Origin of the sequence: Permianibacter fluminis (genome assembly GCF_013179735.1) — a bacterium.
Classification (GTDB): domain Bacteria; phylum Pseudomonadota; class Gammaproteobacteria; order Enterobacterales; family Permianibacteraceae; genus Permianibacter; species Permianibacter fluminis.
The window spans coordinates 2,796,782-2,822,737 of the sequence record NZ_JABMEG010000001.1 but is presented as its reverse complement, the minus strand read 5'-3'; the positions used below and the strand labels follow the sequence as shown (position 1 = coordinate 2,822,737).

The 25,956-nt window shown below is 56.9% G+C and carries 24 protein-coding genes; 6 read left to right on the top strand and 18 right to left on the bottom strand.

Annotated elements, in window-relative coordinates; translation table 11 throughout:
* The 5 genes from HPT27_RS12240 to metE all read right to left on the bottom strand — a co-directional run bounded on the left by HPT27_RS12240 (position 1) and on the right by metE (position 5,227).
* A complete protein-coding gene (locus HPT27_RS12240; protein ID WP_172243701.1) occupies positions 1 to 381 on the bottom strand; it encodes a hypothetical protein in 381 nt (126 codons plus the stop codon).
* Positions 374 to 952 (bottom strand): RNA polymerase sigma factor, encoded by a 579-nt coding sequence (locus HPT27_RS12235; protein ID WP_172243698.1) that lies wholly within the window; start codon positions 950 to 952, stop codon positions 374 to 376. The genes HPT27_RS12240 and HPT27_RS12235 overlap by 8 nt, the downstream gene beginning before the upstream one ends.
* A 12-nt stretch (positions 953 to 964) precedes the next feature.
* A complete protein-coding gene (locus tag HPT27_RS12230) occupies positions 965 to 1,723 on the bottom strand; it encodes a hypothetical protein (RefSeq protein WP_172243695.1) in 759 nt (252 codons plus the stop codon).
* Positions 1,724 to 1,850: 127 nt separating this feature from the next.
* Positions 1,851 to 2,843, bottom strand: a complete 993-nt coding sequence (metF, locus tag HPT27_RS12225; protein WP_172243692.1) for a methylenetetrahydrofolate reductase — start codon at positions 2,841 to 2,843, stop codon at positions 1,851 to 1,853.
* Between the two features lie 77 nt (positions 2,844 to 2,920).
* The gene (gene metE / locus HPT27_RS12220; RefSeq protein ID WP_172243689.1) at positions 2,921 to 5,227 is read right to left on the bottom strand and encodes a 5-methyltetrahydropteroyltriglutamate--homocysteine S-methyltransferase; all 2,307 of its coding nucleotides are present in this window, start codon (positions 5,225 to 5,227) and stop codon (positions 2,921 to 2,923) included.
* A 259-nt stretch (positions 5,228 to 5,486) separates the two neighbouring features.
* Here metE and HPT27_RS12215 point away from each other — a divergent pair, with 259 nt between their 5' ends.
* Positions 5,487 to 6,767, top strand: a complete 1,281-nt coding sequence (locus HPT27_RS12215) for a hypothetical protein (RefSeq protein ID WP_172243686.1) — start codon at positions 5,487 to 5,489, stop codon at positions 6,765 to 6,767.
* 135 nt (positions 6,768 to 6,902) lie between these two features.
* Here the strand turns inward: HPT27_RS12215 and HPT27_RS12210 are convergent, their stop codons facing one another.
* Both HPT27_RS12210 and HPT27_RS12205 read right to left on the bottom strand, forming a co-directional pair.
* Positions 6,903 to 7,811: an alpha/beta fold hydrolase gene (locus HPT27_RS12210; RefSeq protein ID WP_172243683.1), complete on the bottom strand. Its 909-nt coding sequence runs from the start codon at positions 7,809 to 7,811 to the stop codon at positions 6,903 to 6,905.
* Between the two features lie 90 nt (positions 7,812 to 7,901).
* Positions 7,902 to 8,636, bottom strand: a complete 735-nt coding sequence (locus HPT27_RS12205; protein ID WP_172243680.1) for an SGNH/GDSL hydrolase family protein — start codon at positions 8,634 to 8,636, stop codon at positions 7,902 to 7,904.
* A gap of 134 nt (positions 8,637 to 8,770) precedes the next feature.
* Here HPT27_RS12205 and HPT27_RS12200 point away from each other — a divergent pair, with 134 nt between their 5' ends.
* Positions 8,771 to 9,292 (top strand): hypothetical protein, encoded by a 522-nt coding sequence (locus HPT27_RS12200; RefSeq protein ID WP_172243677.1) that lies wholly within the window; start codon positions 8,771 to 8,773, stop codon positions 9,290 to 9,292.
* A 19-nt stretch (positions 9,293 to 9,311) separates the two neighbouring features.
* Here the strand turns inward: HPT27_RS12200 and HPT27_RS12195 are convergent, their stop codons facing one another.
* Entirely contained in the window at positions 9,312 to 10,457 is a 1,146-nt protein-coding gene (locus HPT27_RS12195; protein ID WP_172243674.1) for a transposase, read from the bottom strand.
* 677 nt (positions 10,458 to 11,134) lie between these two features.
* Between HPT27_RS12195 and HPT27_RS12190 the strand changes: the two genes are divergently transcribed.
* Together HPT27_RS12190 and HPT27_RS12185 are read left to right on the top strand one after the other, a co-directional pair.
* Entirely contained in the window at positions 11,135 to 11,866 is a 732-nt protein-coding gene (locus HPT27_RS12190) for a hypothetical protein (RefSeq protein WP_172243671.1), read from the top strand.
* A gap of 103 nt (positions 11,867 to 11,969) precedes the next feature.
* Positions 11,970 to 12,695: a hypothetical protein gene (locus HPT27_RS12185; RefSeq protein ID WP_172243668.1), complete on the top strand. Its 726-nt coding sequence runs from the start codon at positions 11,970 to 11,972 to the stop codon at positions 12,693 to 12,695.
* A gap of 85 nt (positions 12,696 to 12,780) precedes the next feature.
* Here the strand turns inward: HPT27_RS12185 and HPT27_RS12180 are convergent, their stop codons facing one another.
* From HPT27_RS12180 to HPT27_RS12170, 3 genes are read right to left on the bottom strand one after another with little or no spacing between them, the layout of a single operon-like run.
* On the bottom strand, positions 12,781 to 13,404 hold the full coding sequence (locus tag HPT27_RS12180; RefSeq protein ID WP_172243665.1) for a hypothetical protein: 624 nt from the start codon (positions 13,402 to 13,404) through the stop codon (positions 12,781 to 12,783).
* Between the two features lie 6 nt (positions 13,405 to 13,410).
* Positions 13,411 to 14,451 (bottom strand): ImmA/IrrE family metallo-endopeptidase, encoded by a 1,041-nt coding sequence (locus HPT27_RS12175; protein WP_172243662.1) that lies wholly within the window; start codon positions 14,449 to 14,451, stop codon positions 13,411 to 13,413.
* Positions 14,448 to 14,822: a hypothetical protein gene (locus HPT27_RS12170; protein WP_172243659.1), complete on the bottom strand. Its 375-nt coding sequence runs from the start codon at positions 14,820 to 14,822 to the stop codon at positions 14,448 to 14,450. The genes HPT27_RS12175 and HPT27_RS12170 overlap by 4 nt, the downstream gene beginning before the upstream one ends.
* A 92-nt stretch (positions 14,823 to 14,914) precedes the next feature.
* On the opposite strand from HPT27_RS12170, the gene HPT27_RS12165 reads away from it, so the two are divergent.
* Positions 14,915 to 15,478 (top strand): sce7726 family protein, encoded by a 564-nt coding sequence (locus HPT27_RS12165; protein WP_172243656.1) that lies wholly within the window; start codon positions 14,915 to 14,917, stop codon positions 15,476 to 15,478.
* Here HPT27_RS12165 and HPT27_RS12160 read toward each other — a convergent pair.
* Together HPT27_RS12160 and HPT27_RS12155 are read right to left on the bottom strand one after the other, a co-directional pair.
* Positions 15,411 to 16,457 (bottom strand): beta family protein, encoded by a 1,047-nt coding sequence (locus HPT27_RS12160; protein WP_172243653.1) that lies wholly within the window; start codon positions 16,455 to 16,457, stop codon positions 15,411 to 15,413. The genes HPT27_RS12165 and HPT27_RS12160 overlap by 68 nt on opposite strands.
* A gap of 208 nt (positions 16,458 to 16,665) precedes the next feature.
* On the bottom strand, positions 16,666 to 17,322 hold the full coding sequence (locus HPT27_RS12155) for a hypothetical protein (protein ID WP_235950872.1): 657 nt from the start codon (positions 17,320 to 17,322) through the stop codon (positions 16,666 to 16,668).
* 613 nt (positions 17,323 to 17,935) lie between these two features.
* Here HPT27_RS12155 and HPT27_RS12150 point away from each other — a divergent pair.
* Positions 17,936 to 19,144, top strand: coding sequence for an MFS transporter (locus HPT27_RS12150; protein ID WP_407951143.1), 1,209 nt, complete (start codon positions 17,936 to 17,938; stop codon positions 19,142 to 19,144).
* 11 nt (positions 19,145 to 19,155) lie between these two features.
* Here HPT27_RS12150 and HPT27_RS12145 read toward each other — a convergent pair whose 3' ends face one another.
* From HPT27_RS12145 to HPT27_RS19640, 5 genes are all read right to left on the bottom strand, one after another.
* Positions 19,156 to 20,010 (bottom strand): COG4705 family protein, encoded by an 855-nt coding sequence (locus tag HPT27_RS12145; protein WP_328820688.1) that lies wholly within the window; start codon positions 20,008 to 20,010, stop codon positions 19,156 to 19,158.
* Positions 20,011 to 20,029: 19 nt separating this feature from the next.
* Positions 20,030 to 21,010, bottom strand: a complete 981-nt coding sequence (locus HPT27_RS12140) for a metallophosphoesterase (RefSeq protein WP_172243647.1) — start codon at positions 21,008 to 21,010, stop codon at positions 20,030 to 20,032.
* A gap of 198 nt (positions 21,011 to 21,208) precedes the next feature.
* On the bottom strand, positions 21,209 to 21,988 hold the full coding sequence (locus tag HPT27_RS12135; protein WP_172243644.1) for a phosphatase PAP2 family protein: 780 nt from the start codon (positions 21,986 to 21,988) through the stop codon (positions 21,209 to 21,211).
* 117 nt (positions 21,989 to 22,105) lie between these two features.
* Entirely contained in the window at positions 22,106 to 23,791 is a 1,686-nt protein-coding gene (locus HPT27_RS12130; RefSeq protein ID WP_172243641.1) for a BamA/TamA family outer membrane protein, read from the bottom strand.
* Between the two features lie 50 nt (positions 23,792 to 23,841).
* The gene (locus tag HPT27_RS19640; RefSeq protein ID WP_172243638.1) at positions 23,842 to 25,848 is read right to left on the bottom strand and encodes an LTA synthase family protein; all 2,007 of its coding nucleotides are present in this window, start codon (positions 25,846 to 25,848) and stop codon (positions 23,842 to 23,844) included.
* Positions 25,849 to 25,956 lie beyond the last annotated feature (108 nt).

Here is a 25,956-nt window from a genome sequence, read left to right as displayed (position 1 = left end):
TCACGGTGACCGGGTTTCAGCAACCTCGTGCTGCAAGCTTTCAGTCCAGTACAGACGGACGCCCGATTGGCTGGATGGCAGCTGCTGCGTCGCCATCATGGCATCGAGTACCCGTACACGCTCCCCCGCACTTTTCGCGCCGAGCAAGCGGTCCGTTGCCAGCGTTGACGGCAGTCTTTGCGGCCACCAGAGCACCAGCATCAACGCGGTACAGGCACCGGCCAGCAATGGTGCATAGGCTTTGACCCCAGCGCGGTTGAACTGCCGCAGCCACCGTTCAAGTACCGGGCGCTGCAACTCGTCACGGCGCGCGCGCAAGCGCGCCAAGCCACCTGCAGGCGGACTCAGTTCCGGCAGAAAATTCGGTTGACGATCAGTCATGGCCCGGCGCTCCCGTCACGAAGGAATAATCCATATCGGCCAGCGTTGTCCGTAATTTTTTCAATGCCAGATGCCGGCGCGAAGCCACTGTGCCGGCGGGAATTTCTAGCATCTGCGCGACGACCTCGTAGGGCAACTCGCTGAACTCTGTCAGCAACAAGACGCTGCGTAGTTTTTCCGAAAGTGCATCGATGGCATCGAGCAAGCGCTGATCTTGCTGACCATCTTGCAGTTGTTGCTCCGGTGACGGCGTTGCCGCCAGCAATTCCGGAATGCCATCGCGATGCACGTCATCCATTTGCAGACTGTCAATAGACAAGAACTGTCGCAGCGAACGCCAACGTCGGCGCTTGCGTGCCAGATTCAGCGTCGTCACCCAGAGATAGCGATCGGCCGTCTCTAAGGAAATCTGCGCACGCCGTTGCCACAGCTGCAGAAACGCTTCCTGCACCAGATCTTGGGCATCCAGTCGTTGCCAAATATAGCGATAAGCCGCGTTGTACAGAGGCTTTTCAAGCCGCTGATACAACGCTGCCCAGTCGACCTCGGTAAGGCCGATATCCGTGGTCATCTTGTCGGCAAATCAGAGCGTGGCGCGCACGATGTAATACAGCCGCTGTTCCGAAGGCACGCCTCGGTCGCCAACAAGCTGGTGATTCGAAGTCTGCCCCAGCACCAGCAACTCACCCGACTTCAATTCCGTTTCGGTACGCAGGCTTTCCGGACCGCGCATCTGGAATTTCAGTTCCGCCGAGATCAGTTTTTGCTCATTTGCACCACGACGGACACTGGGATTGACTTCAAAAATTCCGTTCGCGCTGGACACCGTGCTGCTCTGCCCGGTTCTGACATGCACTGTAATTTTTTCCAGCAGCTTGAACTGCTGATTACCTTGCACCTCGGTGATAGCGTCTAGTGCCGGAAGCACTTCCTGAAGCGCTGGTATCGATGAGTTATCCGTTTTGTCGGCATTTATCGCTGTAACAAACCAAGCCTCGAACTTCACCGACGGCGTGGCACCTGGCGAAAAGCCGGCGATATCGTTCAACAGGGACTCGACGCCCTTCTGCATGGAGTTTGGGGCAGTCACGATCAACTGGCCATTCGGCGCCAGACTGACCCGGCCGATGGCCTTGCCTTCTTCACCGGTCAGCATGGCGTTTTGCAAGGCACTACGGACTTCGTCGGCGTAATCAGCCGAGACCGCATAGGTGCGCATCACCAACGGGCCACCGTTGTTCTGTTGCCAAAGCGGTTGTATAACGACAATGTAGACAAAAGCGACGGCCAGCAGCCCGACTAGAAATGTGACGAACATGCTGGCAAAACGGTTGTTGCTCATGATGACTCCCTCAGCGCGAGTGGGCAGTGGCCGAGGTTCACTTGAACCCGGGCTTATCTGGACCGGCAATGCGGTCCCATGCCCTGCTTTACCCCTGAGGTGCAGTTTTCTTCACTGCGGCAGAAAATTAAAGCCCTGCTACCTTCGCCAGCGGCGCTCCCGGCGCCACCTGGCATTTCCCACGTTCCTGTGGGTCGGGCAATGGCGATTTCGGCTGTGGCAGCCGGTGGCCACCCAGCCCCAAGGCATGGCAAACCGCGTAAGTCAGCTCAGCCCGGTTCAGGGTGTAGAAGTGGAAATCCTGGATGCCTTCGCCAATAAGCAGCTTGACCTGTTCCAGCGCGACGCTGGCGCCGATCAGCTTGCGGGTATCCGGGTCATCGTCGAGGCCTTCGTAAAGCCGGGCCAGCCAACTCGGGATGCTGGTGCCGCAGCCGCCGGCAAAGCGCTCCAACTGGCGGAAGTTGGCCACCGGCAGAATGCCCGGGGTAATCGGAACGTTGATGCCGGCCGAATGGCAGCGGTCGCGGAAGCGCAAGAAAGCGCAGTTATCAAAGAAAAACTGGGTGATGATGTGGCTGGCGCCGGCATCGACTTTCGCTTTCAGGTTGTCCAAATCGGCACGGGCACTACGCGCCTCCGGATGCACTTCCGGATAAGCCGCGACACTGAGCTGTTCGACGCCGAGTTCGCGCAGATACTTGACCAAATCGACGGCGTAACGGAAATCGCCACCGGTGCTGGTGTGCCCGGCCGGCAAATCACCGCGCAGCGCGACAATGCGATTGACACCGAGCTGGCGGTAACGCGCGACAATTTCGGCAATCTCTTCCCGTTTGGTATCAATACAAGTCAGGTGCGGCACCGGCGTCAATTCGGTTTCGGTTTTCAGCCGTTCGATCACCGCATGGGTACGATCCCGGGTGGACGCATTGGCGCCATAGGTTACCGAGACAAACTTCGGTTTGAACCGCTGCAGCTTGAGCACCGACTGCCACAAGGTATCGGCCATTTCCGGCGTGTTCGGCGGAAAGAACTCGAACGACACCTGCAAGTGTTCTTCCACTTGCTCCCATTGGCGATTCAGGTTTTCCAACAGTCGGGCGGCGTGCAGGGCCATGGTGTTCTCTTCTGTATGTTTTTTATTCCCGCTGACACCGTTATAGCTGCTGTCTCGCGGGAGTGATGTCGAATGATTTACGCTGCAGCTGCCCGGCCATACTTGGCGCGCAGGTTCTTGGCTGCTTGCACCAGATTGGCCAAGGCCGCTTCAGTCTCCGGCCACTGCCGGGTTTTCAGGCCGCAATCCGGATTGATCCAGAGCCGTTCACGCGGAATGTACTGCGCCGCCTTTTCGATCAAGGCTTCGATTTGCGCCACGCCCGGCACAATCGGCGAATGAATGTCGTAGACGCCGGGGCCGATCTCATTGGGATAACTGAACTTCTCGAACGCCTCCAGCAGCTCCATGTTCGAACGCGAGGTTTCAATGGTGATGACGTCAGCGTCGAGCGCGGCAATGGAATCGATGATTTCGTTGAATTCGGAATAGCACATATGGGTGTGGATCTGGGTGCCATCGCTGACACCGGCCGTACACAACCGGAAGGCAGTCACTGCCCAGTCCAGATAGGCCGGCTGCTCGGCCTTTTTCAGTGGCAGACCTTCTCGTATCGCCGGCTCATCAATCTGGATGATCCGGGTACCGGCCTTTTCCAGATCCTGCACTTCGTCACGCAGCGCCAGCGCAATCTGCTCGGCCTGCTCTTTGCGCGACAGATCGTTGCGGGTGAATGACCAGCACAGAATCGTGATCGGGCCGGTCAACATGCCTTTCAAAGGTTTGTTCGTCAGTGATTGTGCATAGGTCGTCCAGCCAACGGTGATCGGCTTCGGCCGCGACACATCACCGTAAATAATTGGCGGCTTGACGCAGCGCGAACCATAGCTTTGCACCCAGCCATTCTCGGTAAAGGCAAAGCCTTCCAGCTGTTCGCCGAAGTACTCGACCATGTCGTTGCGCTCTGCCTCGCCATGCACCAGCACATCGATATCGAGCGCTTCCTGGCGTTTGACATGGTCGGCAATCTGGGCCTTGATACCGCTCACGTATTCCGGCTCGGTGATGGCGCCTTTCTTGAAGCCGGCACGCAAGCCGCGAATATCGGCGGTTTGCGGAAACGAGCCGATGGTGGTGGTCGGAAACAAAGGCAAATTCAAGGTGCCATGCTGTACCACTGCTCGTTTGGCATACGCCGACTTGCGCTGACTGTCGGCTTTGGTGATGGCAGACAACCGGGCTTTCACTGCCGGTTTGTGAATGCGGGTGGACGAGCGCCGGCTGGCTACGCTGCGATCACTGGCGGTCAATTCGGCATCGACCGCCAATACGCCTTCATTGAGTGCTTTCGACAGCACGGCAATTTCACGCGTTTTTTGTTTGGCGAACGCCAGCCAGCTGCGCAGTTCCGGATCCAACCGGGTTTCGGCATCCAGATCCACCGGCGTATGCAGCAGCGATGAACTGCTTGCCACCCACACGCGGCCATTGAATTTCTGCTGGGCTTTGGTCAGCGGCAGCAAGGCGGCGCGCAAATCGGTACGCCAGATATTGCGGCCATCGACCACACCAAGTGACAGCACCCGCTCTTTCGGCCACGCCTCGATGATGGCGTCGAGATCGGCAGCGCCGCGCACGGCATCAACATGCAGACCATCGACCGCGAGCTCTTTGATCAAGGCCAGATTGTCTTTGACACTGCCAAAATAGGTGGCGAGCAAGAGCTGCAGTTTATAGTCCTGCAGATTTTTGTAGGCGTAACGGAAAGCATCCTGCCAGGCTTGATCCAGATCCAGCACCAGAATCGGCTCATCCAGCTGCAGCCATTCCAGCTTCAGTGCTTCCAGTTGCTGAATCAGTTTTTGATATTGCAGCAACAGCTTTGGCAGAAGTTCCAGTTTGTTGCTGCCATCTCGCGCTTTGCCCAGATAGAGATAGCTCACCGGGCCCAGCAATACCGGCTTGACCTTGTGGCCGAGCGCCTGCGCTTCCTGAATTTGGCTTATCAGGCGTTCGCTGTTCAGCGTGAACGTTTGGCCCTTGCTGAACTCCGGCACGATGTAGTGGTAATTGCTGTCGAACCACTTGGTCATTTCGCAAGCCGGGGCGTCGGCACCAGTCGGCGCACGGCCGCGAGCGGCGCGGAAATACAAATCCAGATCGGTGGTGTCCTGGTGATCACCAACCCCGCTAACAAAGCGCTCCGGGATCACGCCAAACAAAAAGGAGGTATCGAGCACGTGGTCGTAATAAGAAAAGTCCCCGACCGGCAACAGTTGAACCCCAGCGTCCGCCTGCAGCTGCCAATGTGCGGCCCGTAGTGCACGAGCGCAGGCGTCCAGATCGACACGGCTGAGTTCACCGCGCCAGTACTTTTCAAGGGCGGTCTTAAGCTCGCGCTTAAGGCCGATACGAGGAAAACCGAGAGAATGAGCGACGGACATGATTCAGGCCCTTTTGGCTGTTTAGACGTCCAAAACTGCAATGAGCAGACTTTAGATGTTTAGCCGTCTATCCGTCAAGCCTTTAATCCATCCCTAGAGAAATAAGCTCGCCTTAGCTCACTCATGGCAGCACCGAGCCGAAGTCGTAACCGGCACGGCCGGCCGGAGCTGGCATATCGGTACCGAAACGCAGCAAAACCGCACCTATACTGAAGCTCGCACCCGCCGTTCCCGCACAGGCTTCGTTCAGGCTGCCCCCATGTCCCCTGTTTGCGCCCGCTCTTCCATCCAAGGCCAACGTCTGCCCCGGCTCGCGCTGATCCTGACTGCGCTGCTGGCGCCCGCTGCGAGTCGCGGTGAAACCCTACTGGTTGGAGAATTGCGCGCGCTGACCGGCCGCAGCGCCGGCAACCCTCTTGAGGGTGAGCTCGGCAAGAGCCCGGACGATGAGCAGCAACCGAGCGGGTTTCTTGGCCTGCAAGCGCGCTGGGATCTCGATGCGCTGACACAGTCCGGTCTGGATCTAAGTGCGTGGCAATTCAATCTCTCCGTACTCCGTTACCCGAGCAGCGAAAAGCCCGTGGCGTTGACCGAAGCCTTTCTTCGGTACCGGCCGATTCCCGACTCGGCTTGGCGCAATCAGTGGCGCGCCGGTTTGTTCTACGCGCCACTGTCACTGGAAAATTCGGAAGCGCTGTGGCAACCGCAAGGTTTCCTGAGCAGCAGCGCCATCAACACCTGGCTGGGCGAAGAAGTGCGCACGACAGGCATCGAATGGAACGGTGACTGGCTCGGCCAACGCAGCGGCAGCGATCACGACCTCGGCATCACGCTCGCGGTGTTTTGCTGTAACGATCCGGCCGGAGGTTTGCTGTCATGGCGCGGCTGGGCGCTGCACGATCGGCAATATGGTTGGGGCGAAGAAACCGAATTTGCGGCGCTGCCGGCTTTGACCGAAAACGGCTCGTTCCGCAGTCAGGAAGCATACGGCAGCCCTTTTACAGAAATTGATCAGCGTTACGGTTATTACGCCAGCTTGCATTGGCAACATCGTGGTGGCATCCGCATCGCGTTGAGCCATTACGACAATCGCGGCGATCCGCTGGCATTCGAAGAGGGTCAATGGGCGTGGTATACGGAGTTTGATCAACTCAGCCTGAAATGGCAGCCATCGACCGATTGGACCGTGTTGCTGCAGTGGCTGGATGGCCACACCGAATTTGGCCGGCATCGCAACCGGATGATCGACAACCGATTTGCCGCCGGCTTTGTTTCATTCGCCCGGCAATGGCACCAGCATCGTTTCAGCCTGCGCTACGATGATTTTTCCGTCACCGATGACGATGAAACACCCGACGACGACAACAATGAAGATGGCAGCGCCGGCACGCTGGCTTGGCAATGGCAGATTGATCCGAACTGTCTGCTGCTGACAGAAGCCATGACCATCCAGTCCAAGCGCCCTGCTCGCCACTATTTTGGCGACGCCGCAGAGCAAAGCGAACACAGCCTGCAAATCGCGATACGGTTCAGCTGGTAAGTGTGAGCCCTATCGCCGCAAGAACGTGGCGTTGTAGCGCTGAAATTGCGTCTTGATTTCAGGTTTGAACCAGCGGTCAGACCCGTTTCAGATTCGTGCAAAAATCCCGATGGCGTCAGCGCAGGTTTGGTCGCATCAGCGCTCGCGCAATCGCAGCAATGACAAGACAGCATCCGCAAACGCCTGCGGCGCTTCCTGCGGCAGGTTGTGTCCCACCGCCGGCAAAATGCGGTTTTCATAAAAGCCGGTAAAAAACGGCTGGTCAACGCTGGCCTCGACAGGTGCTGCGACGCCATCACCAGCGCCTTGCACAAGAATGGTCGGCACCGATATCAACGGCTGTTTGGCAAGCTGCCGCTCAAGCTCCGCGTAAGCCGCATCGCCGGGCACCAAACCAAAGCGATGCCGATAAGAATGAATCACCACCTCGACAAAATCCGGGTTATCAAATGCGGCCGCCGTTTGGGCAAAAGTCGGTTCATCAAAACGCCAGTCTGGTGACCACAACTGCCACAGCAGTCGACACAATTCCCGCCGATACGTTTCAAGACCGGCACGGCCGCGCTCAGTGTGAAAGTAATACTGATACCAGTAGCGGAATTCCTCTTCCGGCGGCAGCGGCTTGGCGGCGCCAGCAATATGCTGAATCGTGTAGCCATCCGACACCAGACCAATGACGCGCTCCGGCCACAGTGCCGCCGCAATGCAGGCCGCCCGGCCACCCCAGTCATAGCCGGCAACAATCGCGCGTGGAATGGCCAGCGCATTCATCAGCGCATGAAGATCCTGCGCCAGCGCTGCCTGTTGCCCAGAGCGCATGGTGTCATCCGACAGAAACCGGGTCGGACCATACCCGCGCAAATACGGCGTGATAACGCGGCAACCCTGCGCCAGCAAAATCGGCGTCACCGCCGCAAAAGCATGAATGTCATAGGGAAATCCATGCAGTAGCACAACCGGCACGCCATCGGTTGCACCGCTGTCAAGATAAGCAACGTCTAGCAGCCCGGCTTTCACCCGCTGCACGGAAACCGTTTTGGTCATGGCTATTCCCTTTCAGACTTTCGTCAATCCACTACGCCGAGTAGCAACAACCTTCGATTTGCAGTTGCCCTAATGGCTGGCACTGGTCGGTTACTGAAGAATCCGCTTCAGCTCTGCGGCCATTGCCTGTCCGAGCTTGGCATGAGCATCTTTGGAAAAATGGACACCGTCCGAACCGTCGGTTCGAATGATTTGGCCGGCATCAATGACCTCAATCTGCAGTTCTTTGCCGACGACTGCAAATGCAGCCGCCAGCTGCTGTGATTTCGTGATCGCTGCAGGACTGAAGCTATCGCTGAAAATGGAATGGCTGGTGTCAGCCAACGCTGGCGGCGCGACCACAACAAAGCGTTTTCGTAGCGGCGCCGCAGCGGGCTCGGTGCCTTTATCAATAATCTCAGCGATAAGACGCAGATCGGCCGCAATGGCATCAGGATTCCGCTGCAGCTCATCGAGCAAATCATTGGTTCCCAAGGCCACAATGACAACATTGACTGGGCCCGCCTCCGCCAATGCCAGCGCCAACCGTTTGCGGCCGTTTTCATCTTCACCGCTGAGCTGCCCGGCACCCTCCGGCAGATCGGCATTGAGCGTGCGCGCCACCACACCGTTTACCGTGACCGAATAGTCTGCGCCCAGACTGGCACTCATGACACCCGCCCAGCGCTCGCCATCACTGTAGCGCTTAAATGCACCGCCGCTGTAACCCGGTGTCCAGCCCCAGGTATTGGAATCGCCATACACCAGAACCCGAACTTGCGCCTGAGCCTCAATGAAGAAACTCAGCAACATCAAAACAACGAAGCAGCGGAGAAAACTGCGCATAGGATGGGCTTCCTTGGCAAAGGTGACTGGCAGTGACGGCGGGGATGGCGAAAATCGGCCAAAGTATACCCGAGCCTTTTGCGCAGCGAGGGCGTGCCACTGCCGAGGCAAACGCCATTAGGTAGCTGTTGCACATGATGTTTGGGGAGGGTTTCGTTAACCTCCCCATCATTATGCGAACTCGAACTCCCCCAACACTCTTCTGGCTTTTGGATAAGCGAGCCCGTCTGTCCGGAAAAATCGCTTACATAGAGGACAAGCTCCAAACATTCGCCGTACTGGCAGAAAAAGCGCAGCGTCTGAAGAAGGACCTGGAGGTGATCGACCACACCATCTCGCTCTACGAGATACCGGTCGACCCAACGATGGTGCAACCGATCAAACCAATTCTAAACTCACGCTTATTGGCGTGGGGCAGGATGACCCGAGCAATCTATATGTGTTTGGCATCCGACAAGGAAAAGGCTTTTAAAGTGCTCGAAATTGCCACTTTTGTTATACACAACGAAGGCGTTGAGTTTTCGGAAGTCGAATTCGTCGAATTTCGCAAGGCCATTCGCCACAGGTTGCGGAACCTTCTACGAGATGGGAAAGTAACGCGATTGAACGGTAGGGAGGGTCTTCGGGACCCCTATTGGCAGTTTAAGGCGCCCTGAAGTGAGCGATAGACCGAAACTAGTCCATGAGGAGCTCTTCTGGCAGTTTGTATCCTTGCCAATAGCCGCGCCACCACTTCGAATAGCCAACCTGTAGTGTTTGCTGAAGCAACTTGTTGAATCGTACACCAACGCTATGGCGACGATAATCCTCTCGCCACGCCATTTCATTTGCATAGAGCGCCAAGTATCGTTTGCGGATCTGGTGACCGACCCCGTACTCGTAGCGCCGAAGCCGAGAAAAATACGATTCCGCCTGGTTCTGATGGATACCATCCTCGGTTGCGTATTCCTTGGAATGCTCAACCGTGCGGTGTGTGTACAAGCCATCAAAGCGGAAATAGGCCGGGTTTTCATCCGAATGCACCGTGCTCCCAGGCGCTATATAGCGCTGGGCAAGTGCCATCGCATTCTTCTCATTCTCACTGAGGCCGACGGATACCCTGGTGCGTTGCGCTCCGTGACCGGGCTCCGGGTGAATCTCTCGCAGCACGAAGACGATTCTTCGGTTCTCCTTTTTTCTCTGATTCAACTTGCTCAAACCAACCCGTTTGCGGTGCTGTCCATTTTTCGGGTGGCGTTCGGATTCCATTGACATTTCAGGTAAGTCTGGCTGCGCATTTTTTCCTTTACGCCGCCTCCCCATAATATGAGCCTGAAGTTCCTCCGTAGACGGCTTTCTGTTGCGAACCCGCGGCCGCCTCGGTTTGCCGCCGAAATGGCCGCCATCGATGTGGATCTCACCACTCAAGGGCGAGGTGTCTCGGGAATGGTAAAGGGCTTCGCGCAGTTTATGGGCCAAAACCATTGCTGTTTTGTAAGCCACGCCCATCTGCGTGGCCAGTGCAACATGCGAGATTCCTTTCGCGGATGCGGCAAAGAGAAAATCCGCGCGAAGAATGTCTTTAAAGCTGAGTTTGCGATCGGCAAACACTGTGCCCGAGGTAACGCTGAACGTGCGTGTGCAATGCTTGCAACGCCATTGTTTGCGGGTACGAATGGCGTAATGGCGGTCAAAGACGCCGCATCCTGGGCACCCTTGTTGATCACGTCCACCCCAGCGGCTCTCGACGAACCGCCACCACGCATCGTCTTCGCTCATTTTGTCGATATCGCGAAGCGAAAAATCCCGTGCCTTGGCAGACAGCAGATAATGCTGTGCCATCCCGTTCCCGTATCTGTGCCACGGTTACGGCCTGCGTCACTATCAGCGGTGATGCAGACCATCCTGCCGGCGGAGGCCAGCGGCAGGGCGCACGGGAGCAGCATCCTGCCGTGAGGCCTGACGACATTGCTCAGGCCTTGACAAGTTGCTCGCTCACACGGAAACTACGGTCCGAAAGCTGCTTGGCTTTTCCGCAGTTCGCGCCCGACCTCTCGCCAAAGGGGCCGGGCGTTGTGCTTTCTGGCGCCCCAAAATCTCGCGGTCGCTAGCTGCTGTTCATGATTTCTCTCTCTTATTCGCTTACGAAATTTCTCTCAGTCACGCTTGGTCACACGGGTTTCATTCCGAACCTGGATCAACCAATTCACCAAATCGCGCACCCACGCATAGCGGCCTCGGCGATTCGGCAATGTGAACACGGGAATGGGTACCACGCCACGACAGATGGCTTGCCGGAACGCGGCCGGACTCGCGTAGCCCAAGTGTTTGCGTAAATCGTCGCCACTAATGAGCTCGCCATAGCGCCTCGCCAAGTCCCGCTTTAATACGTCGATGTCTTGTAGGGTATCGTCTGTCACGGACGTTTCTCCTTAATGCAGATATCGGGATAGTCGTACAGCTCCGAGATCTGATACAACCGGTAAAGAAATTCGGAATTTCTTTACCGCGAGGATGGGATGACCAAGAAGACCCGTGGACGACCAGTCCGGCTGCCTCTGGAAACGCTACGAGCAAAAATCTGGTATCGCGCGGTATCACTGGCCACCGGACTGGATGACCGGGGTTTGCAGGCAAGGTTTGATGGTGAGCAGATATACCGGCATGACTCCAAAACCGATTGGAGCCGCAAGTGGAAGAACTACAAGGAAGGGTTAAACAACCCGAGGCCCGAAAAAGTGCTTCGGGTCGAGGCAGAGGTACCAGGGACGGCGCAATGGCACGAGCATTTCTTGTGGCACGTCATTCGCACCAAGCCAAACAGCCAAGCGGAAATCAATGATCTGCTGTTGGCACAGCCACAGTTGCGGGATCTGCTGTTCGTGCCTTGCTCATTGAATGTGGGTAAATGGCAACGTGCAGATGTGACAAACGTGTTGATCCATCAGCTGGCGGCACTGGGTAATTTCGATGGCTTAGCCACACTATTGCTCTTCGTCTGGGAGTCCGAGCTGATTAGCTCCTTAGAGCTGCGTAGCATGGCGTTGCGTGGCTATCGTATGATACAGGAAGGCTTGCGTCAGCTTCCGATGCTACAGTCCGATTTGCCGGAGCTGCTGATGCTGATCGACTCAACGTTTCCGGATTGGGTACATCTCTCGCCGGATAAGGTGTTGCGAGTCGTGATTTTCTCACAGGGACTGCCTGCTGGGTACCCCGGGGTCAGTACCGAGGCCGACACAGATGGCTGAATTTATGCGAATGACTGTTACAGGACAAATTCGGCTTGACGCTTTTTCCCGATAGCGACACTAGCCCGAGTAAGTTGAGTCGTAGTCACCGAGGGTATCTGCCATGCCTAGTGATAAGTGCCAATCTTCAGATGACGACAGTCTTGGATTATGCCCATCGTCACTCTTGCTGGATGATGCCGATGTCTATGCTGTTTTGCAGCAAGAGGCAGCCTGTTTTATTGGCCAAGAGGGCTACCTCGCAGATTGCGAACGGTGGATGCTAGAGTTGAATGCTAATCAAGATGCCGCTTCATGGATCTCCAAACTCCCGGCGTTGAGAGCAGCGCTGCGAGTTCTCCGTGCAACGACTCGTTCTTTGGCAGAGTCGCGGGAGCGAGTTATCGCCGACTTGGTTGCCAATCCCGGACTGTTGCAGGGCGGTACCGCAAGACAACTCCTGCTCGGCGCAGAGCGCCGCTACCGTATTCTCTCCAACATTGAGCATTTGGACCGCGAAGGTGTTGCCATACGGATGGGGTTTTCTGCTTCACTAGCTGGCGAAGTGATTGCAGATCGGAGAGGAAAAAATGAACTGTTTGCCGTCAGCGTTGGCGAGACGGAAATGTTTCCCGGCTATCAGTTTGATCCAGTCACTGGCTCTATCCGTCCTGAAGTGAAGCAGATCATCGAATCATTCCCGAAAGGGGCAACGGGCTGGGCGATCTCATTCTGGTTCTATGCACCAAATGGTTATTTGAATGGTGCACGTCCTCACGAACTCCTGGTCGCCGACCCCAAAGCGGTGGTTAGGGCCGCACAAGTGGCTAATGAGTTACTGGATTATTGAGCCAGTGCCAGAACTGCTCGTCCTGTCCGATCACCTCGTTACGCGTTCCCAGTCTCGGGCGGCATTTTCACCGGTGCGCGCACGGTCAGATGTCTGGGCACAATAAACCGCCCGCTGAAGCGCGTAGCGCCGCGATATAGCTGTCCATGCAGTCGAGGAAACTCGATGGTTGGCGAGCGCAAATTGCAACGGCTTTGTCGGCCGCTGAATCGGCCTGCAGCTTGCTGCATAACGCAGCTACAGTGCCGCGCAGGGCAATTGTCTTCACTGCTTGTTCCAAACAAATGATGCGGCCCTGGCAGCTCGCAATAGCTGGATGGTAGGTATGCCGGGCCAGCGCCCGAATGGCGTTCTTGTCACCGGTGATCAGCGTGCTGTCAGGATCTGCAGCGAGATAGGCGAACAACACCTGTTCCCCGGCATCAATACCGGGATCATCGATTGCATTTAGCAAGTTCATAGTTTCGGTGACAGTGGCCGTTGACAGGATGAGCGGCTGCGTCTGCGCAACCAATTGCTGGACCCGCTGTACAGCCCCCGACGACCCGAGTAGACGCTCCGCGTGCAGAGCATCCGTCAAATGGAAGCGGTATTTCAGCGAGTCAAGGAGATAGATGTCGGCCCAGCCGACACGAAATGCGATAAGCAGCTCGGCCAACAGATCGTACCGAGCCAATTTGGTCGCCGCATCGTTATCCAGCAACAGCATCGCGCCTTAGTCCTTGGCGAAGGAGAACCCTTGCATCGTGAGCAGATAGTTCAACTCTTCCGGCGGCAGCAGCGCTTGCTGTATCGCTTCACGTTGAGTTGCTTCGAGCACCTCAAATGCGGTGGTTTTTCGCATGGGCAAGAAATCGACCGCCATATTGGCGCGTGCCCAATCCTTGCTGGTGTAGGCATACGACCAGAGCAGATGGCCGGCATCAACACCATGGTGTTTTTCCAGCTGCAGGGCCGTTAAAGCGAGTGCGCTCGCGGTGCCTGTGGCGGGCAATTGCGCAATCAGATCGGCAGCGGCACCACGAAGCAGCTCAAAGGCATACGCATCGGCAGCGATTTCGTCTTTATCGTTCTCGCCGTCGCGCAAGGAGGCTTCAATTTGGTCCATGCGCTCATCCAGTAGCAGCTGATCATCGGCGACATGGCCGAGCTGCAGATGACCAAGCTCATGCGCGAGCACAAACAGTTGCTTGGAGGGGTTGGCGTCCTGATAACCAAGCACAATCACGGGGCGTTGCTGGACCCGTAAGGCGACCCCCGCCATTCGGCGGCGATTGGCGGGTAAATTTTTGAGGAACAACACCGGCACGCCGCTTTGCCAGCAATAGGAAATGAGCCCAACAAAATCCAGCGCTGGCCGCTTGGAGCAAGCCAGCGCCGCATTGCGTAAGGCAATGGCGTCGGAGGGCAACGGCCGATAACGAGGCGCAGCGGTAACGGCAATTCGCGCGATGGCTAACGCCAGCTGACTGGCCACATGCAGATCGTGCTCACCGGTCGTGCTGCGCTTCTTGAATCGCATCGGTTGCCCGGGCGGGGACAGGGTGACCCGGCCGTCGGTGCCGATTTGCAGTTCGGCGGCGGTGCGACGACGCAAAATGACGGCCAGCTCCAGCAAGCCGCTCGTCGTCTTCAGCAGGCTGTCATCCCACCAGTCGGGAAGCAGGCGCTCAACGAAGCTGCGTGGAAACCCTTGCTTTTGCAGCTGCTGATAAAGCTGCGTCGGCGTCAGGGGCGGAACGGTGGTGGCTGTCATGGGGCCGCTCCGGCTCGGTGTCTGGGATTGGGGCGGGATTGTGGCAGCGCGGCGTTGCTGGCCGCAATCAGCAAGCGGGCCAGCGAGCGCGCGTGTTGCTCGCTGCCATCCCAGACTTGTTCGAGTGCATGCATCAAAGTGGCGTTATTGGCGGCGGTAAGCTTATCCATTGCTGGGTCTATTTTCGCATAAATGCATAAAGCGAGCAGCGTCTTGCCGACCCGCTTGGGCTGACCGCGCAGACAGCGATGCACATTGGACTGCGTTAACGCTGTTTCCCTGGCAATACGCAAGGTATTGAGCGGCCCTTTGGCGGCTAGAGCTTGCCGTATTTCCGCCACCAGGACGGCCGCTGGTCGGTATGCGCTCATAAACTACCTTTCGCATAATTGCATAACGTCTATAGTAGGAGTAACCTGCTTTCAAGTAAAGTGCCGGCCCGTTCAACGAGGGGAAACGCGATATGCGAGAGCATGCCATCCGCACGGCCTTGTGCCAGCAGCTGCAAAGCAGCGTGCGCCCCTCACCGGTGGTGCTGGAAGAGCTGCGACTAGGCCGCGGAGTGGTTCGAGCCGATGTGGTGGCTGTCTACGGTCACCTGGATTGCTACGAGATCAAAAGCTCACGCGACACGCTTCAGCGCCTGGTCAAGCAAGGCTGGCAGTACGGACGCGTCTTTGACCACGTCACCTTGGTGACGGCCGTTCGGCATCTGGACGCAGCGCTGGACCTGATCCCGGACTGGTGGGGCGTGATGATCGTGGATGAAACCCATGAGCGTCTTACCTGGCAGCGCTCCCCACATGCCAATCCGGGCTTTTCGCCGCTGGCCTTGGCCCAACTGCTCGAGCGCGAGGAGATTCAGCCCAACTTGCTGGCGTTGGAAGAGACACGCGCCACCCGTCTGCCGCTGTACCGCCTGCACGAACTGTTGGCAGAAAAATTGATGGTGGCGGATCTCAAAGAGCTGGTGCGCCGCTGCTTGCTGAACCGGACGCCGGTAAGAGCTGATCCACTACCTGCGTAAGGTGGTGATTCATCCCTTCGGCAATATGCTGCGTTTTGTTGCCGCAGCCCAATTTGAATTTTCCGCTCGTATTGTCCGCTCGTTGCTCGATTCGGTCATCGCCCCAACTAAAGGCAGCGCAACGGAAATCGCTTTCCAGCGTCAGCAGCTGTGCCAACTCATTGCCAGCCGTACCGCCATCGGAATCACTGCGGTAGACGATCCAGTGCTTCGCTGCGGCGTAGCGATAATTGATTTTGCCGCGCCGTATCGCATCGTCTTCATCCCATTTCGGCGACACGATACCGTAGTCACCATAGTACACGTTCGTGAGACCCCGTTTTTGAATGAGGGTTTGCCATAGCTGCCAGTCCGTTCGCACCACTTCATTGCGACCGACGCGCATTTGCCGGGAGTCGATGGGATAGGCGCCGGACAGCAGATACACCTGTTGCCACCCCTGTTGCTGCAGACGCTGAAGCGCAGCAACGAGTGCATTTTGTTCGGCATCCGTCAGCTGCGGTGTCTCACACATATCCACGACCAGTGTCATGGCCGCCGGGATGCGATTTAATCCTGCGCAGGCGGAAAAAGCCGCCTCTTCTTGCTGGCTGGTCAACATCGCTTTGATACGCAACCGGACTGCCATTGGTCCTTGGTGCGCTCGCAGCAAAGCCAGCAAAGGGGCTGGCAAATGCTTGATGCGCTCCGGATTGACTACCGGACCCAGCAACGCAGCGTGAGGCCCAAGGTTCTGCATAACATGCAGCAAGGCTGCCTCACGGACTTCTGATAACTCACCTTCGACTGTGGCGCAATCGAACAACGCCGGCTGCTTCCAATACCGCTCCCACTCCGCTATGAAATTCGGCACACGTTCCGACTTGCGCAGCTCCAGCAAAGGCAAGAGATTGGCTTTGACCGAAACCGCCAAATTGAGCAGCGTATCTTTCTCCGCTTTCATCCATTTCAAGGTTGGTAGGTAAACATGAGAGGCCATCTGTGATTCCTTTTGATATTAAGCAATCCCTTGAACAACATGTTGCCGCGTGTACTTACTTGGTTTCATTGCGTTCACGTTGACGAAGTCGTTTCACATACGACTCGTCAATCATGTCATCAGGTTCCAGATCTAATGCGCAGTTTACTAGCGAAGCCAACGATCTGTCTGTGAGCCTGAAGTCTTTTGGGAGTCGTCCGAAGTTGGCTTATCTGTTCTCTTCTATGGATGCGAACAAGGCCTTGAGGAAATCGGCTAGGGACGGTCGCGCCGCATGGGTGGCGGCTGCCGTCAACGGATCCGTGGCTGCAACATCCCCTTGTTCGGCGTTTGTCGCCAGCTCATTCAGGAACTCACTCAGCGTGGGCCAGTACTTAGGGTCAAAACGGCCAATCAGGGTATCTAGGTGCTCTTTGAGGTAGATGTCAAATAGCTGGTTGCGGCGGGATGCAGCTTTGATCACATCGCCAACATGGAAGTGTGTTTCGCTCCAGAAACCTGACGTATTGTTTAGCACTGACCGCTGTTCCAGCAGGGCTGCCAGATCGGCCGCTTTCTTCGCGATCTGCTCGTTGATTTTCACGAGCTCGTCACGCGCAGCACGTGACATGTTTGCCGCCGCAGGATTCCAAAATGCAGTGGCGCTCAATATTAGCTTGAGAAAGTCCTGGAGTGCATTGGGATGTCTATGGAGCTTGTTGTACAACTCATCGTAGGCATCTTTTAGTTCAAGCCCGCGGGCTAGCAGTCGGTCTGCGACGACATTCTCACTAACAAGAATCCTTTGCTCAATGTTGTGGCGTTTCCCTTTGACAAGGAAGTCTTCACAGATCGCCTGGGGATCCGCTACCTGAGATGAGTTCATGGTCAGCCCTTGAGAATGATGGTGCCTAACAGCGTAAGTAATAGAAGAAGGGTTGTCGGTATCCGAGCAACTGCCTCCGGCCAAGCTCTTAGGTACCTCTGCGATACCAGCTTGATTCGGTGCCGGTAGTAGATGCCAACCGCGATTCTCTGACTACCGTTGTTGCGAATCGTCGAGCTCACTTGTTACATGGGCAGCACAAATAGCCAGAGGCTAGTCACAGGCTGAACTTACCGCCAACGATTTGTAGGTTCCAACCGTTCGGTCGCCGTTGGACCGCCTTGCCGTCAAAGGTGGCTAAGTATTGCAAAAAATACCCTATCCATTTGATAGTAATCGAGAAAATTGGTTTTTTTGTAGGCCCGGGCCAAATTGCCAGCGTGACCGGCGAGCGATGACGATCGAAACCGGATACCAGTGACAGGGCGACCGGAGATAGCTGCAATCAAATGCTGACTGCGCTGCGGGGTGGTTAGCTAGCCAACCGTGGCCGAACAGCCAATCATGCGTACAGCGGCCGGAAGAACCTTATGTAAGACTTTGGCGTCGCAGCCAAACAACTCGTCTTTTGATTTTGCAAATTAGGGCATTGAGCGAGCTAAAACTGGACGTGATGAGCATGCGAGAGTCAGAAAACGGAAGGACACCGAGACACCTGCCGGCGGGGATTTGGGTATTGGGCTTCGTCAGCATGCTGATGGATATCTCCTCAGAGATGATTCACAGTTTGCTGCCGCTGTTTCTGGTCGGCACACTCGGCGCGAGTGCTCTCACGATCGGTCTTATTGAAGGGCTGGCGGAATCCACCGCACTGATCGTCAAAGTGTTTTCTGGCGCCTTGAGTGATTACCTGGGCCGGCGCAAAGGGCTAGCCCTGTTCGGATATGCCTTGGCGGCCATCACCAAACCGCTGTTTGCTTTGGCCACGGTGCCAGGCCTGGTGTTGACTGCCCGGTTGCTGGACAGGGTCGGTAAAGGTATTCGCGGCGCCCCACGAGACGCATTGGTCGCGGATATTGCACCCACCCATATGCGTGGTGCGGCGTTTGGTCTGCGGCAGTCACTGGATACGGTCGGTGCCTTTGTTGGCCCGCTGCTCGCCGTCGCCCTGATGCTGCTATGGGCCAACGACTTCCGCAAAGTCTTCTGGGTCGCAGTGATCCCGGCCATGCTCGCCGTGGCGCTGCTCGGGTTCGGCGTACGCGAACCCGCGCGTCATCAGGAAGGCAAACGCAGCAACCCGATCCGACGAGAAAACCTGCAACGGCTTGACCATCGCTATTGGTGGGTGGTCGGTATTGGCGCGCTCTTCACCTTGGCCCGCTTCAGTGAGGCTTTTTTGGTTTTGCGCGCCCAGCAAAGCGGTATGGCCACTGCACTGGTACCGCTGGTCATGGTCGCCATGAATGTGGTCTACGCCGCGTCGAGCTATCCGTTTGGAAAGCTGTCCGATCGCGTGAGTCATGGCACCTTGCTGGCGTGGGGGTTAGTCGTCCTGATCGCCTCCGATTTGGTGCTCGCTACGAGCGTGCATTGCGGCACCGTATTGCTCGGCGTCGCGCTGTGGGGCGCTCACATGGGTATCACGCAAGGTTTGCTGGCGACCATAATTGCGGATACCGCACCCGCGGATCTGCGCGGCACGGCCTTTGGCTGTTTCAATCTGGTCAGCGGCATCGCCATGCTCATTGCCAGTGTCCTGGCCGGACTGCTATGGGATCACGTGGGAGCTGCCTTTACGTTCTATGCGGGAGCTTTGTTAAGCGCCGTGACATTGGTTGCGCTGGGTCGAATCCCATTCAATGGTCGCCATATCGACTAGCTCAACAACGTCTATCCATGTTCGACAGCCAGCTGGCGTTGCTTGACCGTTAAATAACCGACGAGCGCCACGATCACGAGGAGAAAGACGGCGCTGGTGTAAATGGTGCCAAACCCTAAGCCACCATTGCTTCGGGGTTGTGATAGAAAATCACCAATGGAGGCGCCGAGTGGTCTCGTCAGAATGTAAGCGAGCCAAAACGTCAGCACCGAATTGATCTTGAAGACGAAGTGCGCAATGACGGTGACCGCGATAAGCCCGGCAAATATCAGTCCGGCCACGCCATAGCCCAACCGCCAGCTTTCCGAGGCCAAATCACCGGCAGCGGTACCGAGGGCAAACGTCAACAGAATCGCCAACCAATAGAAGCTCTCTCGCTTGGTGGTGAAGATGGTTTGAATCGACAGCGTGCGTTGACTGACATACCACGTGGCGAAAGTCGCGATCAGGGCAAGACTGAAGACGACGGTGGTGACCTCCAGCCGGACCGCAAAATTGTCGGTGAGATTGTCGGTAATGAGAGTGCCAACGATACTGACCATGACCACCGCCAGCCAGTAGAGCCACGGAATGTATTGCTTGACCAGAATTTGCGACAGGACGACGACAGCAAGCAGTGCGCTCATCAAGTAAGAGGTGTTTTCTAGCCCGAACCGCAGGTTGAAAATCAGAAAGTCGGCGCCCGTTTCGCCGACGGTTGTGGCCATGATTTTGATGATCCAGAAGTAAATCGTGACTTCCGGCACCTTATTCAGCAGTTCGCGCGGCGTGATTGCCGGGTTTATTGTGGCTGACACGTCATTTCTCCTATTTGTTCTTGCAAGCAATGATTCATTGAGTGCGGTAGCGAACGGGCGGCGCCGCACGCAGACCTCTCGTTCTCGTTCAGTAGTTGCCCGCATGGGCATCCGCCCGCGGAATAGCAAAGTCGTAAGCGGGCTCGCCACTCAGGGGATGCAGGCCCAAGTGAATGCCGCTCGCAGAGACGTCGACCTTCAGGTAGCCATGAGCGGCATTGAAGTAGCGCAGCGACGTGTCGGCGCCCGTTTTCGGATACAGCCCGGCGCCACCGCCACCGCTGATCGCAAAGACGGGCTCATTGGGTGCTGCGATTAGCTGCAGGTTGTGGTCGTGACCCGAGAGGTAGAGTTGGACTTTCGCCGCAATCAAGTCCGGCAGAAGTGCTTTACGTAGCTCCGTATCATCGCGATAACGGCCGAATGTCCGTATCGGGTGATGTGCTACCACGATCCGCCACAGCGGCTCGGACGGCGTCGCCGAGAACGCTTGCTTGATCAGCGCTCGAGCCGCGGCAAAGTCGTTGGCAGTGTCATTGGTATCGATGAAGGCAATTCGGACTAAAGGTCGACCGGCAGCTTGGCCGAAATCACGAATGTATTGTCGTGCCGGTAGCCGAAAACGATTGCTACCTTGTCCCTGCTGGCTGTAATCCAACTGCGCTTGCACATTGCCCAGATAATCGTGATTGCCCAGCACCGAGTAAAACGGCAACGTCCACAAGGCGACTGCCGAATACACCGACTCAAATTTCCAGCGCCATTGCCAATCGGTAACGGATGTCACACCGTGCCCGTAGAAGTTGTCGCCGAGTAGCAAACAAAATCGGACGTTAGGGTCGGCTTCGGCGGCATCCGCCATGGCGGCGGCGACGCGACGCTGCGGCAGCTGCCCACTCCCTTGGTCGCCGATAGCCAGAAAACTAATGCGCTCGGGCTGCTCAAAATCATTGGATAGTTTGCCCGGTGGAGTTTGCCCTAAATAGACAAACGCACCAACGAGCAGCAGAAAAAAAGCCAGCAAAGCTATCGCGAGCCGGCGCGCGATAAGCAGTGTTGAAGCACGCATGGTTAGAGGTTCTCTTTCACTTGCACCAGCCAGTGCCGGCGACCCACATCAGAGGGCGCGCCAATCGACACGGCCACATCCAGAAACAAAACCGAGTTGCGGCCGCTCCGGTGCGAGTGGGCAACAGACGCAAGCCAAAGCCCATGCATCCGTTGGGGAAACCTGCTAACCCGGTTACGCAGCCAATCATTCGCTGCGTCAAAAGTGATAGCTCCACTGCAGCACCAAGCCGTGTTCATCTGGCCTCACCAGCACGCTGTTGTGACCGTCGTCACCGAGCCACAGCTGACTGGCCCAGCGGGCAAAAAAATTGCCCAATGCAGCGCCGGCCAGCACGTCGCTGGGGTAATGCACGCCGGCTTCGACACGGGCCCAGCTGACGGCCGTAGCGGAGCCATACAACAGCGTATCGGCCAGCCAGTGCTGTCGGTCGAGCCAACCGCAGTGGCGCAGGGTGGCGCTGATCAGGCTGGCGGACGCGAACGCCGAGCTTGCATGCCCGGAGGGAAAGGCGTTATGGCTACCGTGATCCGGGCGTTCCCGATTGGTCGTTAATTTCAGCAGACTTGACGCTGCACCCGAACCAAGCAAGCCGAATGCGGTGGCCGCCGCCTGATGTGAACCGGCATCGTCGGTTTCATCGGTCAACGCGCAACCGGCGGCACTGGCAATGGCCAGTGCTATCAGTCCGTCTTGCGTGCGATTGCTATAGCGCTTGGCGGACTCTTTGCTGCCAAACAGCGGCGTGTCCGTGCTGGCCTTGGTCGACATGTCGTTGTCATAGGGCAGCACTACAACGGCCGCGAGCAATGGCGCCCAAACGGCGGGATCGTTGGCACTGTGCCAGGCCGTTTCTTGCCAACGGGCAGCATCGGGCAATGTGGTACAGCCGGTTAGCAACATGGTGATCAGCAGCAGCGCGCGGTAATGCGCGCCAACTCGACTGAATGAACCTCGGGGCAATGCCGAGTTGGTCATGAGATCCTCACGCAGTGATGGGTCGTGTCATAGCTGCGTCAGCAGATCGCGCTGCCCGTCGGTGCTGACGGCAGGCACTCCGGCGACTCAGCGGCCACGCCATCAAACCAGCCACGCTCAAAAGCTCTCTTTGACTTGCACCAGCCATTGCCAGCGACCGACATCCGATGGCGCACCCAACGGCACCGCAACATCCAGATGCAGGACCGAGTTGCGGCCGCTGCGATGTGCTCCGGTGCGCGTGGGTGACAGGCGCAAGCCAAAGCCAATGTCCTGCAACCACTCGTTGGGTTGATCTGACAATCCGGTCGCACGGCCAACGTCATAGAACACGGCGGCACCGACATCAGCGAGGCTGAGCCACTCTTCCTTCAGATAAAATCGCTCTTCCAGAGTCAACAGCGCGCGCTGATCACCTGCTTGATAATTGCGGGGATAACCCCGTAGACCATTGTCTCCGCCGAGATACAGCAAGCGATCGACAGGCAAGTTCCAGCCTTGACTCAGCTGCAGACCGGCATAGAACTGGTGCGTGCTGAAATCGCCGTGATGGTATTGCGCCAGCAGATCGGCGACCGAGTTTTGCAAACCGCTGTCCTGGTACTGGCCATCGAAGCCAAATGAAAAACCGAAGATTTTGTCGTCAGAGAACAAGAGGTTTCGGCGAGCCGTGATTGACATCATGACTGCGGTGTCATTGAAGGCTGTCACCTGTGACAACGGTTCGGCAGTCAACGCGGAGGCCTTGGCATAGCCCAGGCGCACGTCCACGTCCCAGCCGGTATTTAGATCCTCAACGATGCCAATTTGGTTGACATTGCGTGCCGTGATGAACTGGTCGTCGATGTACTGATAGCCGACCCAGGGATACTGCAGTTCTCGGTTCAGCGGCAATGGCGGCAGCGCCACGGTGTCGGGTGAACGATCAAACGTGTGCTGCTCCGCATGCACCCCGACCCGCCAGCGTGACGTGGCACCGGCTACCAGTCCCTCAGACCAGCCATACGAGAGTTCATAGTTCTGCTCATGTTGTTGAAACTCTTGAATGACATCACCCGCCACATAGACGGAGTCAATCCGCGTTGAGTCGAACGCATGGGCGCCGGCCGACCATTCGGTATCCAGTGAGAAGAACGGCCGACCGAGATCGAACTGGTAGTACTGACCATCGCTGGTATCACCGTATTCGACGTCAAGAATGGCGCGCAGATCGGTGAAGTTGACGTCCTTGTAGGACAGCACATCACTGGATCGCTCCGGATCGTTTTCGTGCTGGAACGCGACCGACTTGCCAGTACCGAGAAAATTCTTGTCTTTGATGCCGAACCGCGTCGTGGTTTGCCCGCCCTTGTGGGCGTAGCCAAGCTCGGGCACCAAAGTCCACACTTCTCTGGCCTGCACCTGCAAGTCCACCTTCTCGGCGCAGTCGCCGACTGGAACGATGCGGGGATTGCGCAGATAGCCCCGCGTTCTCAGCACGCGCTCGGACTCCTCCAGCTTTTGCGCGGAGAACGGCTCGCCTTCCTGAAACAGCAAGTCCTCGCGGACCACATCCGGATCGGTATCGATGTGAATGGCGTTGATCCCGCGAAACAGCCAATTGTTTTCATCCGGATTGGCTTCGTCGAAAATCGGCGCCATGTTGATATCGACGTTACCCACCGGCAGGCCTTCGCTTTCCCAGCGTGCCGCTTGCTCCGGATCCGTTGCCGGGGCGACCACACAGCCATGTGCCAGAAGCACGTCTTCCGCAGCGACCGGCCTTGCTAGCGCTAGCAGCGAAAGCAGCAATGCGGCGGGCATGACACAAGCACCACCGCGATTGCGGTAGCACGACAGATTGAGGCAGGCCGTCATTGGCTGGTTGCCGCAAGCGTGGTGTGCACCTGCATTTGCCCCGGTGCGAGTGCTACCTGGGGCAACGGTCGCCAATGACCGAGACTGAACAGTTCATAGCCGGTCTGATACATCGCGATGGTGTCACGCAACAAGGTGTTGCCGTCGTTTAGCGGTAGCTGCGTCGTCTCTCCTTCGCGATTGAGCACCTGCCACAAATGGGCACTGCCTTTAATTCCGAGCACCACCATCATGCTGTCGCGCAGCAATGCCACATCGCGGTTGTGCGACAGCAAGGCATAGCGATTGGTATCGTCGATGCGCGCCAAATCCCGGCCAAAGAACGCGCTGTTATAATCCAGATTGAGCAGGCCCATGATCGTTGGCGCGATATCAATCTGGGCGCCGAGTCGGTCATCCTGTGCGGGCGCGATGTGTTTTGGCGCATAGAATGCAACCGGAATTTCGTAGGACGAAATCGGAATTTCCTGCTCACCATAAACGCGAGCACCGTGATCTCCCAGCATCACGAACAGCGTATTGTCGAACCACGCATGCTGCTGAGCGTCATGCAGGAATTTGCCGAGCGCAAAATCGGCATACTTGACAGCGTGACGCCGGCGTTGCAGCTTGGGGTCCTCAGCAATCCGACCTTCGGGATACAAATACGGTTTGTGGTTGGATACCGTTAGGATGGTGGTAAAGAACGGTTCCGATTGGGTGGCGAGCTGATCCAGCTCCTTGAGCGAGCGATTGAACAGATCCTCGTCGCAGACGCCCCAAATGGTCGTGAAGGAAACTTCGTCCGATTGGAAGTCAGTCTGATCAACTGCCGACTGAAATCCATTGCTCAGGGCAAAATGCGCCATATTGTCGAAATAGCCCATGCCGCCGTAAATGAAGCGGGTCTGATAGCCTTTCGCTTTCAGTAATGCCGGTAACGAGAAAACATTTTCGCCGCCCGGCCGTTTGACAATGGACTGTCCCGGAATTGGCACGAAGCTGGTTAGCGTGGCCTCCAACGCCCGCACTGTCCGATTGCCGCTGGCGTAGATATGGCTGTACAGCAGGCTTTGTTTGGCGACTTTGTCGAACTCCGGTGTGACGCCGGCGCCCTGCTCAGGGTGCAGCAAGCCGCTAAACTCCGAGCCAAAACTCTCTTCCAAAATGAGCACGACATTCAAGGGACGCGGCTGACCGTTGACGGTGATATGTCGGTCAACCGACATGCCGTTGTTCAGCCATTCGTCGTGTGGCAAGGCAATTTGGTTGCGCGTCCGTTCGAGCGCCTCTGCCTCGGACAAGTGCCGGTAATTGTCGCGGAAGTTCACTTCGTTACTGACGAACGAGTAGCCGAAACTGTAGTAGCCATTCAGGGCCAGCTCATTGGCGACCCTATTGGACGAGATCTGTGCGGTACTGATGTTGATGGAAAAGAACGCGGCGCCAGCCAGCATCAGATAGCAACCTAGCCAGATCGCGCGCTGCCGCGGCACCAAAGGGCTCCGCCAGGCCTGAAGCAGCGTCGGCCAGCTCACTCGATGCAGCAGGTAGGTCACCACAGTCGTCAGCAGCAGTGCCCAGCCAACGGGATAGCTATCCCATATGTTGACGAACACTTCATGGGGAAACAGCAGGTAATCGACGGCGACAAAATTGAAACGGGCATTGAATTCGTCGAAGAAGAAGAACTCAACCACCGTCAGATACAACACCACGAACAGAAACACAAAGTTGGCAAATTGGCGTAGACCCAGCCGCCAGCGTGCAGGCGCTGGCCGTGCTGGCAGCAGTAAGATCGACAAGGCGTAAGGCAGCACGACCAACAGCGCAACAGCGACATCAAAGCGAAGTCCGGTCAGCATGCTCTTGAAGAACTGAGTGATCGGCAGATTGAACTGGTCGAGGTGGGTAAAGAACAGCACCAGTCGGAGCGCCGTCGCAATGGCGATGAATGCCAGTACTCTGAACGCCACCCCTCGTAGTCGAACCGGAACCTGAAATTGCTGAATGCTGCTAACCACCTATCGCCACTCCCTCATCGTCCGGCTGCCCCACGGCAGCGCTGCTACGACCGGAATGATTGCCTGATTGGTCTGGGTGTTTTCTTAACAGGACTAAACTTCATCTGC

What these genes read in the sequence shown, in the direction of transcription:
- metE (WP_172243689.1), bottom strand. Translation starts at nt 5,227, where the DNA reads ATGTCCGTCGCTCATTCTCTCGGTTTTCCTCGTATCGGCCTTAAGCGC.
- HPT27_RS12180 (WP_172243665.1), bottom strand. Translation starts at nt 13,404, where the DNA reads ATGCTGTTGCTGGATAACGATGCGGCGACCAAATTGGCTCGGTACGAT.
- HPT27_RS12185 (WP_172243668.1), top strand. Translation starts at nt 11,970, where the DNA reads ATGCCTAGTGATAAGTGCCAATCTTCAGATGACGACAGTCTTGGATTA.
- HPT27_RS12230 (WP_172243695.1), bottom strand. Translation starts at nt 1,723, where the DNA reads ATGAGCAACAACCGTTTTGCCAGCATGTTCGTCACATTTCTAGTCGGG.
- HPT27_RS12165 (WP_172243656.1), top strand. Translation starts at nt 14,915, where the DNA reads ATGCGAGAGCATGCCATCCGCACGGCCTTGTGCCAGCAGCTGCAAAGC.
- HPT27_RS12155 (WP_235950872.1), bottom strand. Translation starts at nt 17,322, where the DNA reads ATGAACTCATCTCAGGTAGCGGATCCCCAGGCGATCTGTGAAGACTTC.
- HPT27_RS12130 (WP_172243641.1), bottom strand. Translation starts at nt 23,791, where the DNA reads ATGCCCGCCGCATTGCTGCTTTCGCTGCTAGCGCTAGCAAGGCCGGTC.
- HPT27_RS12215 (WP_172243686.1), top strand. Translation starts at nt 5,487, where the DNA reads ATGTCCCCTGTTTGCGCCCGCTCTTCCATCCAAGGCCAACGTCTGCCC.
- HPT27_RS12175 (WP_172243662.1), bottom strand. Translation starts at nt 14,451, where the DNA reads ATGACAGCCACCACCGTTCCGCCCCTGACGCCGACGCAGCTTTATCAG.
- HPT27_RS12195 (WP_172243674.1), bottom strand. Translation starts at nt 10,457, where the DNA reads ATGGCACAGCATTATCTGCTGTCTGCCAAGGCACGGGATTTTTCGCTT.
- HPT27_RS12205 (WP_172243680.1), bottom strand. Translation starts at nt 8,636, where the DNA reads ATGCGCAGTTTTCTCCGCTGCTTCGTTGTTTTGATGTTGCTGAGTTTC.
- HPT27_RS12240 (WP_172243701.1), bottom strand. Translation starts at nt 381, where the DNA reads ATGACTGATCGTCAACCGAATTTTCTGCCGGAACTGAGTCCGCCTGCA.
- metF (WP_172243692.1), bottom strand. Translation starts at nt 2,843, where the DNA reads ATGGCCCTGCACGCCGCCCGACTGTTGGAAAACCTGAATCGCCAATGG.
- HPT27_RS12150 (WP_407951143.1), top strand. Translation starts at nt 17,936, where the DNA reads ATGAGCATGCGAGAGTCAGAAAACGGAAGGACACCGAGACACCTGCCG.
- HPT27_RS12160 (WP_172243653.1), bottom strand. Translation starts at nt 16,457, where the DNA reads ATGGCCTCTCATGTTTACCTACCAACCTTGAAATGGATGAAAGCGGAG.
- HPT27_RS12235 (WP_172243698.1), bottom strand. Translation starts at nt 952, where the DNA reads ATGACCACGGATATCGGCCTTACCGAGGTCGACTGGGCAGCGTTGTAT.
- HPT27_RS12170 (WP_172243659.1), bottom strand. Translation starts at nt 14,822, where the DNA reads ATGAGCGCATACCGACCAGCGGCCGTCCTGGTGGCGGAAATACGGCAA.
- HPT27_RS12200 (WP_172243677.1), top strand. Translation starts at nt 8,771, where the DNA reads ATGATGTTTGGGGAGGGTTTCGTTAACCTCCCCATCATTATGCGAACT.
- HPT27_RS12210 (WP_172243683.1), bottom strand. Translation starts at nt 7,811, where the DNA reads ATGACCAAAACGGTTTCCGTGCAGCGGGTGAAAGCCGGGCTGCTAGAC.
- HPT27_RS12135 (WP_172243644.1), bottom strand. Translation starts at nt 21,988, where the DNA reads ATGACCAACTCGGCATTGCCCCGAGGTTCATTCAGTCGAGTTGGCGCG.
- HPT27_RS12190 (WP_172243671.1), top strand. Translation starts at nt 11,135, where the DNA reads ATGACCAAGAAGACCCGTGGACGACCAGTCCGGCTGCCTCTGGAAACG.
- HPT27_RS12140 (WP_172243647.1), bottom strand. Translation starts at nt 21,010, where the DNA reads ATGCGTGCTTCAACACTGCTTATCGCGCGCCGGCTCGCGATAGCTTTG.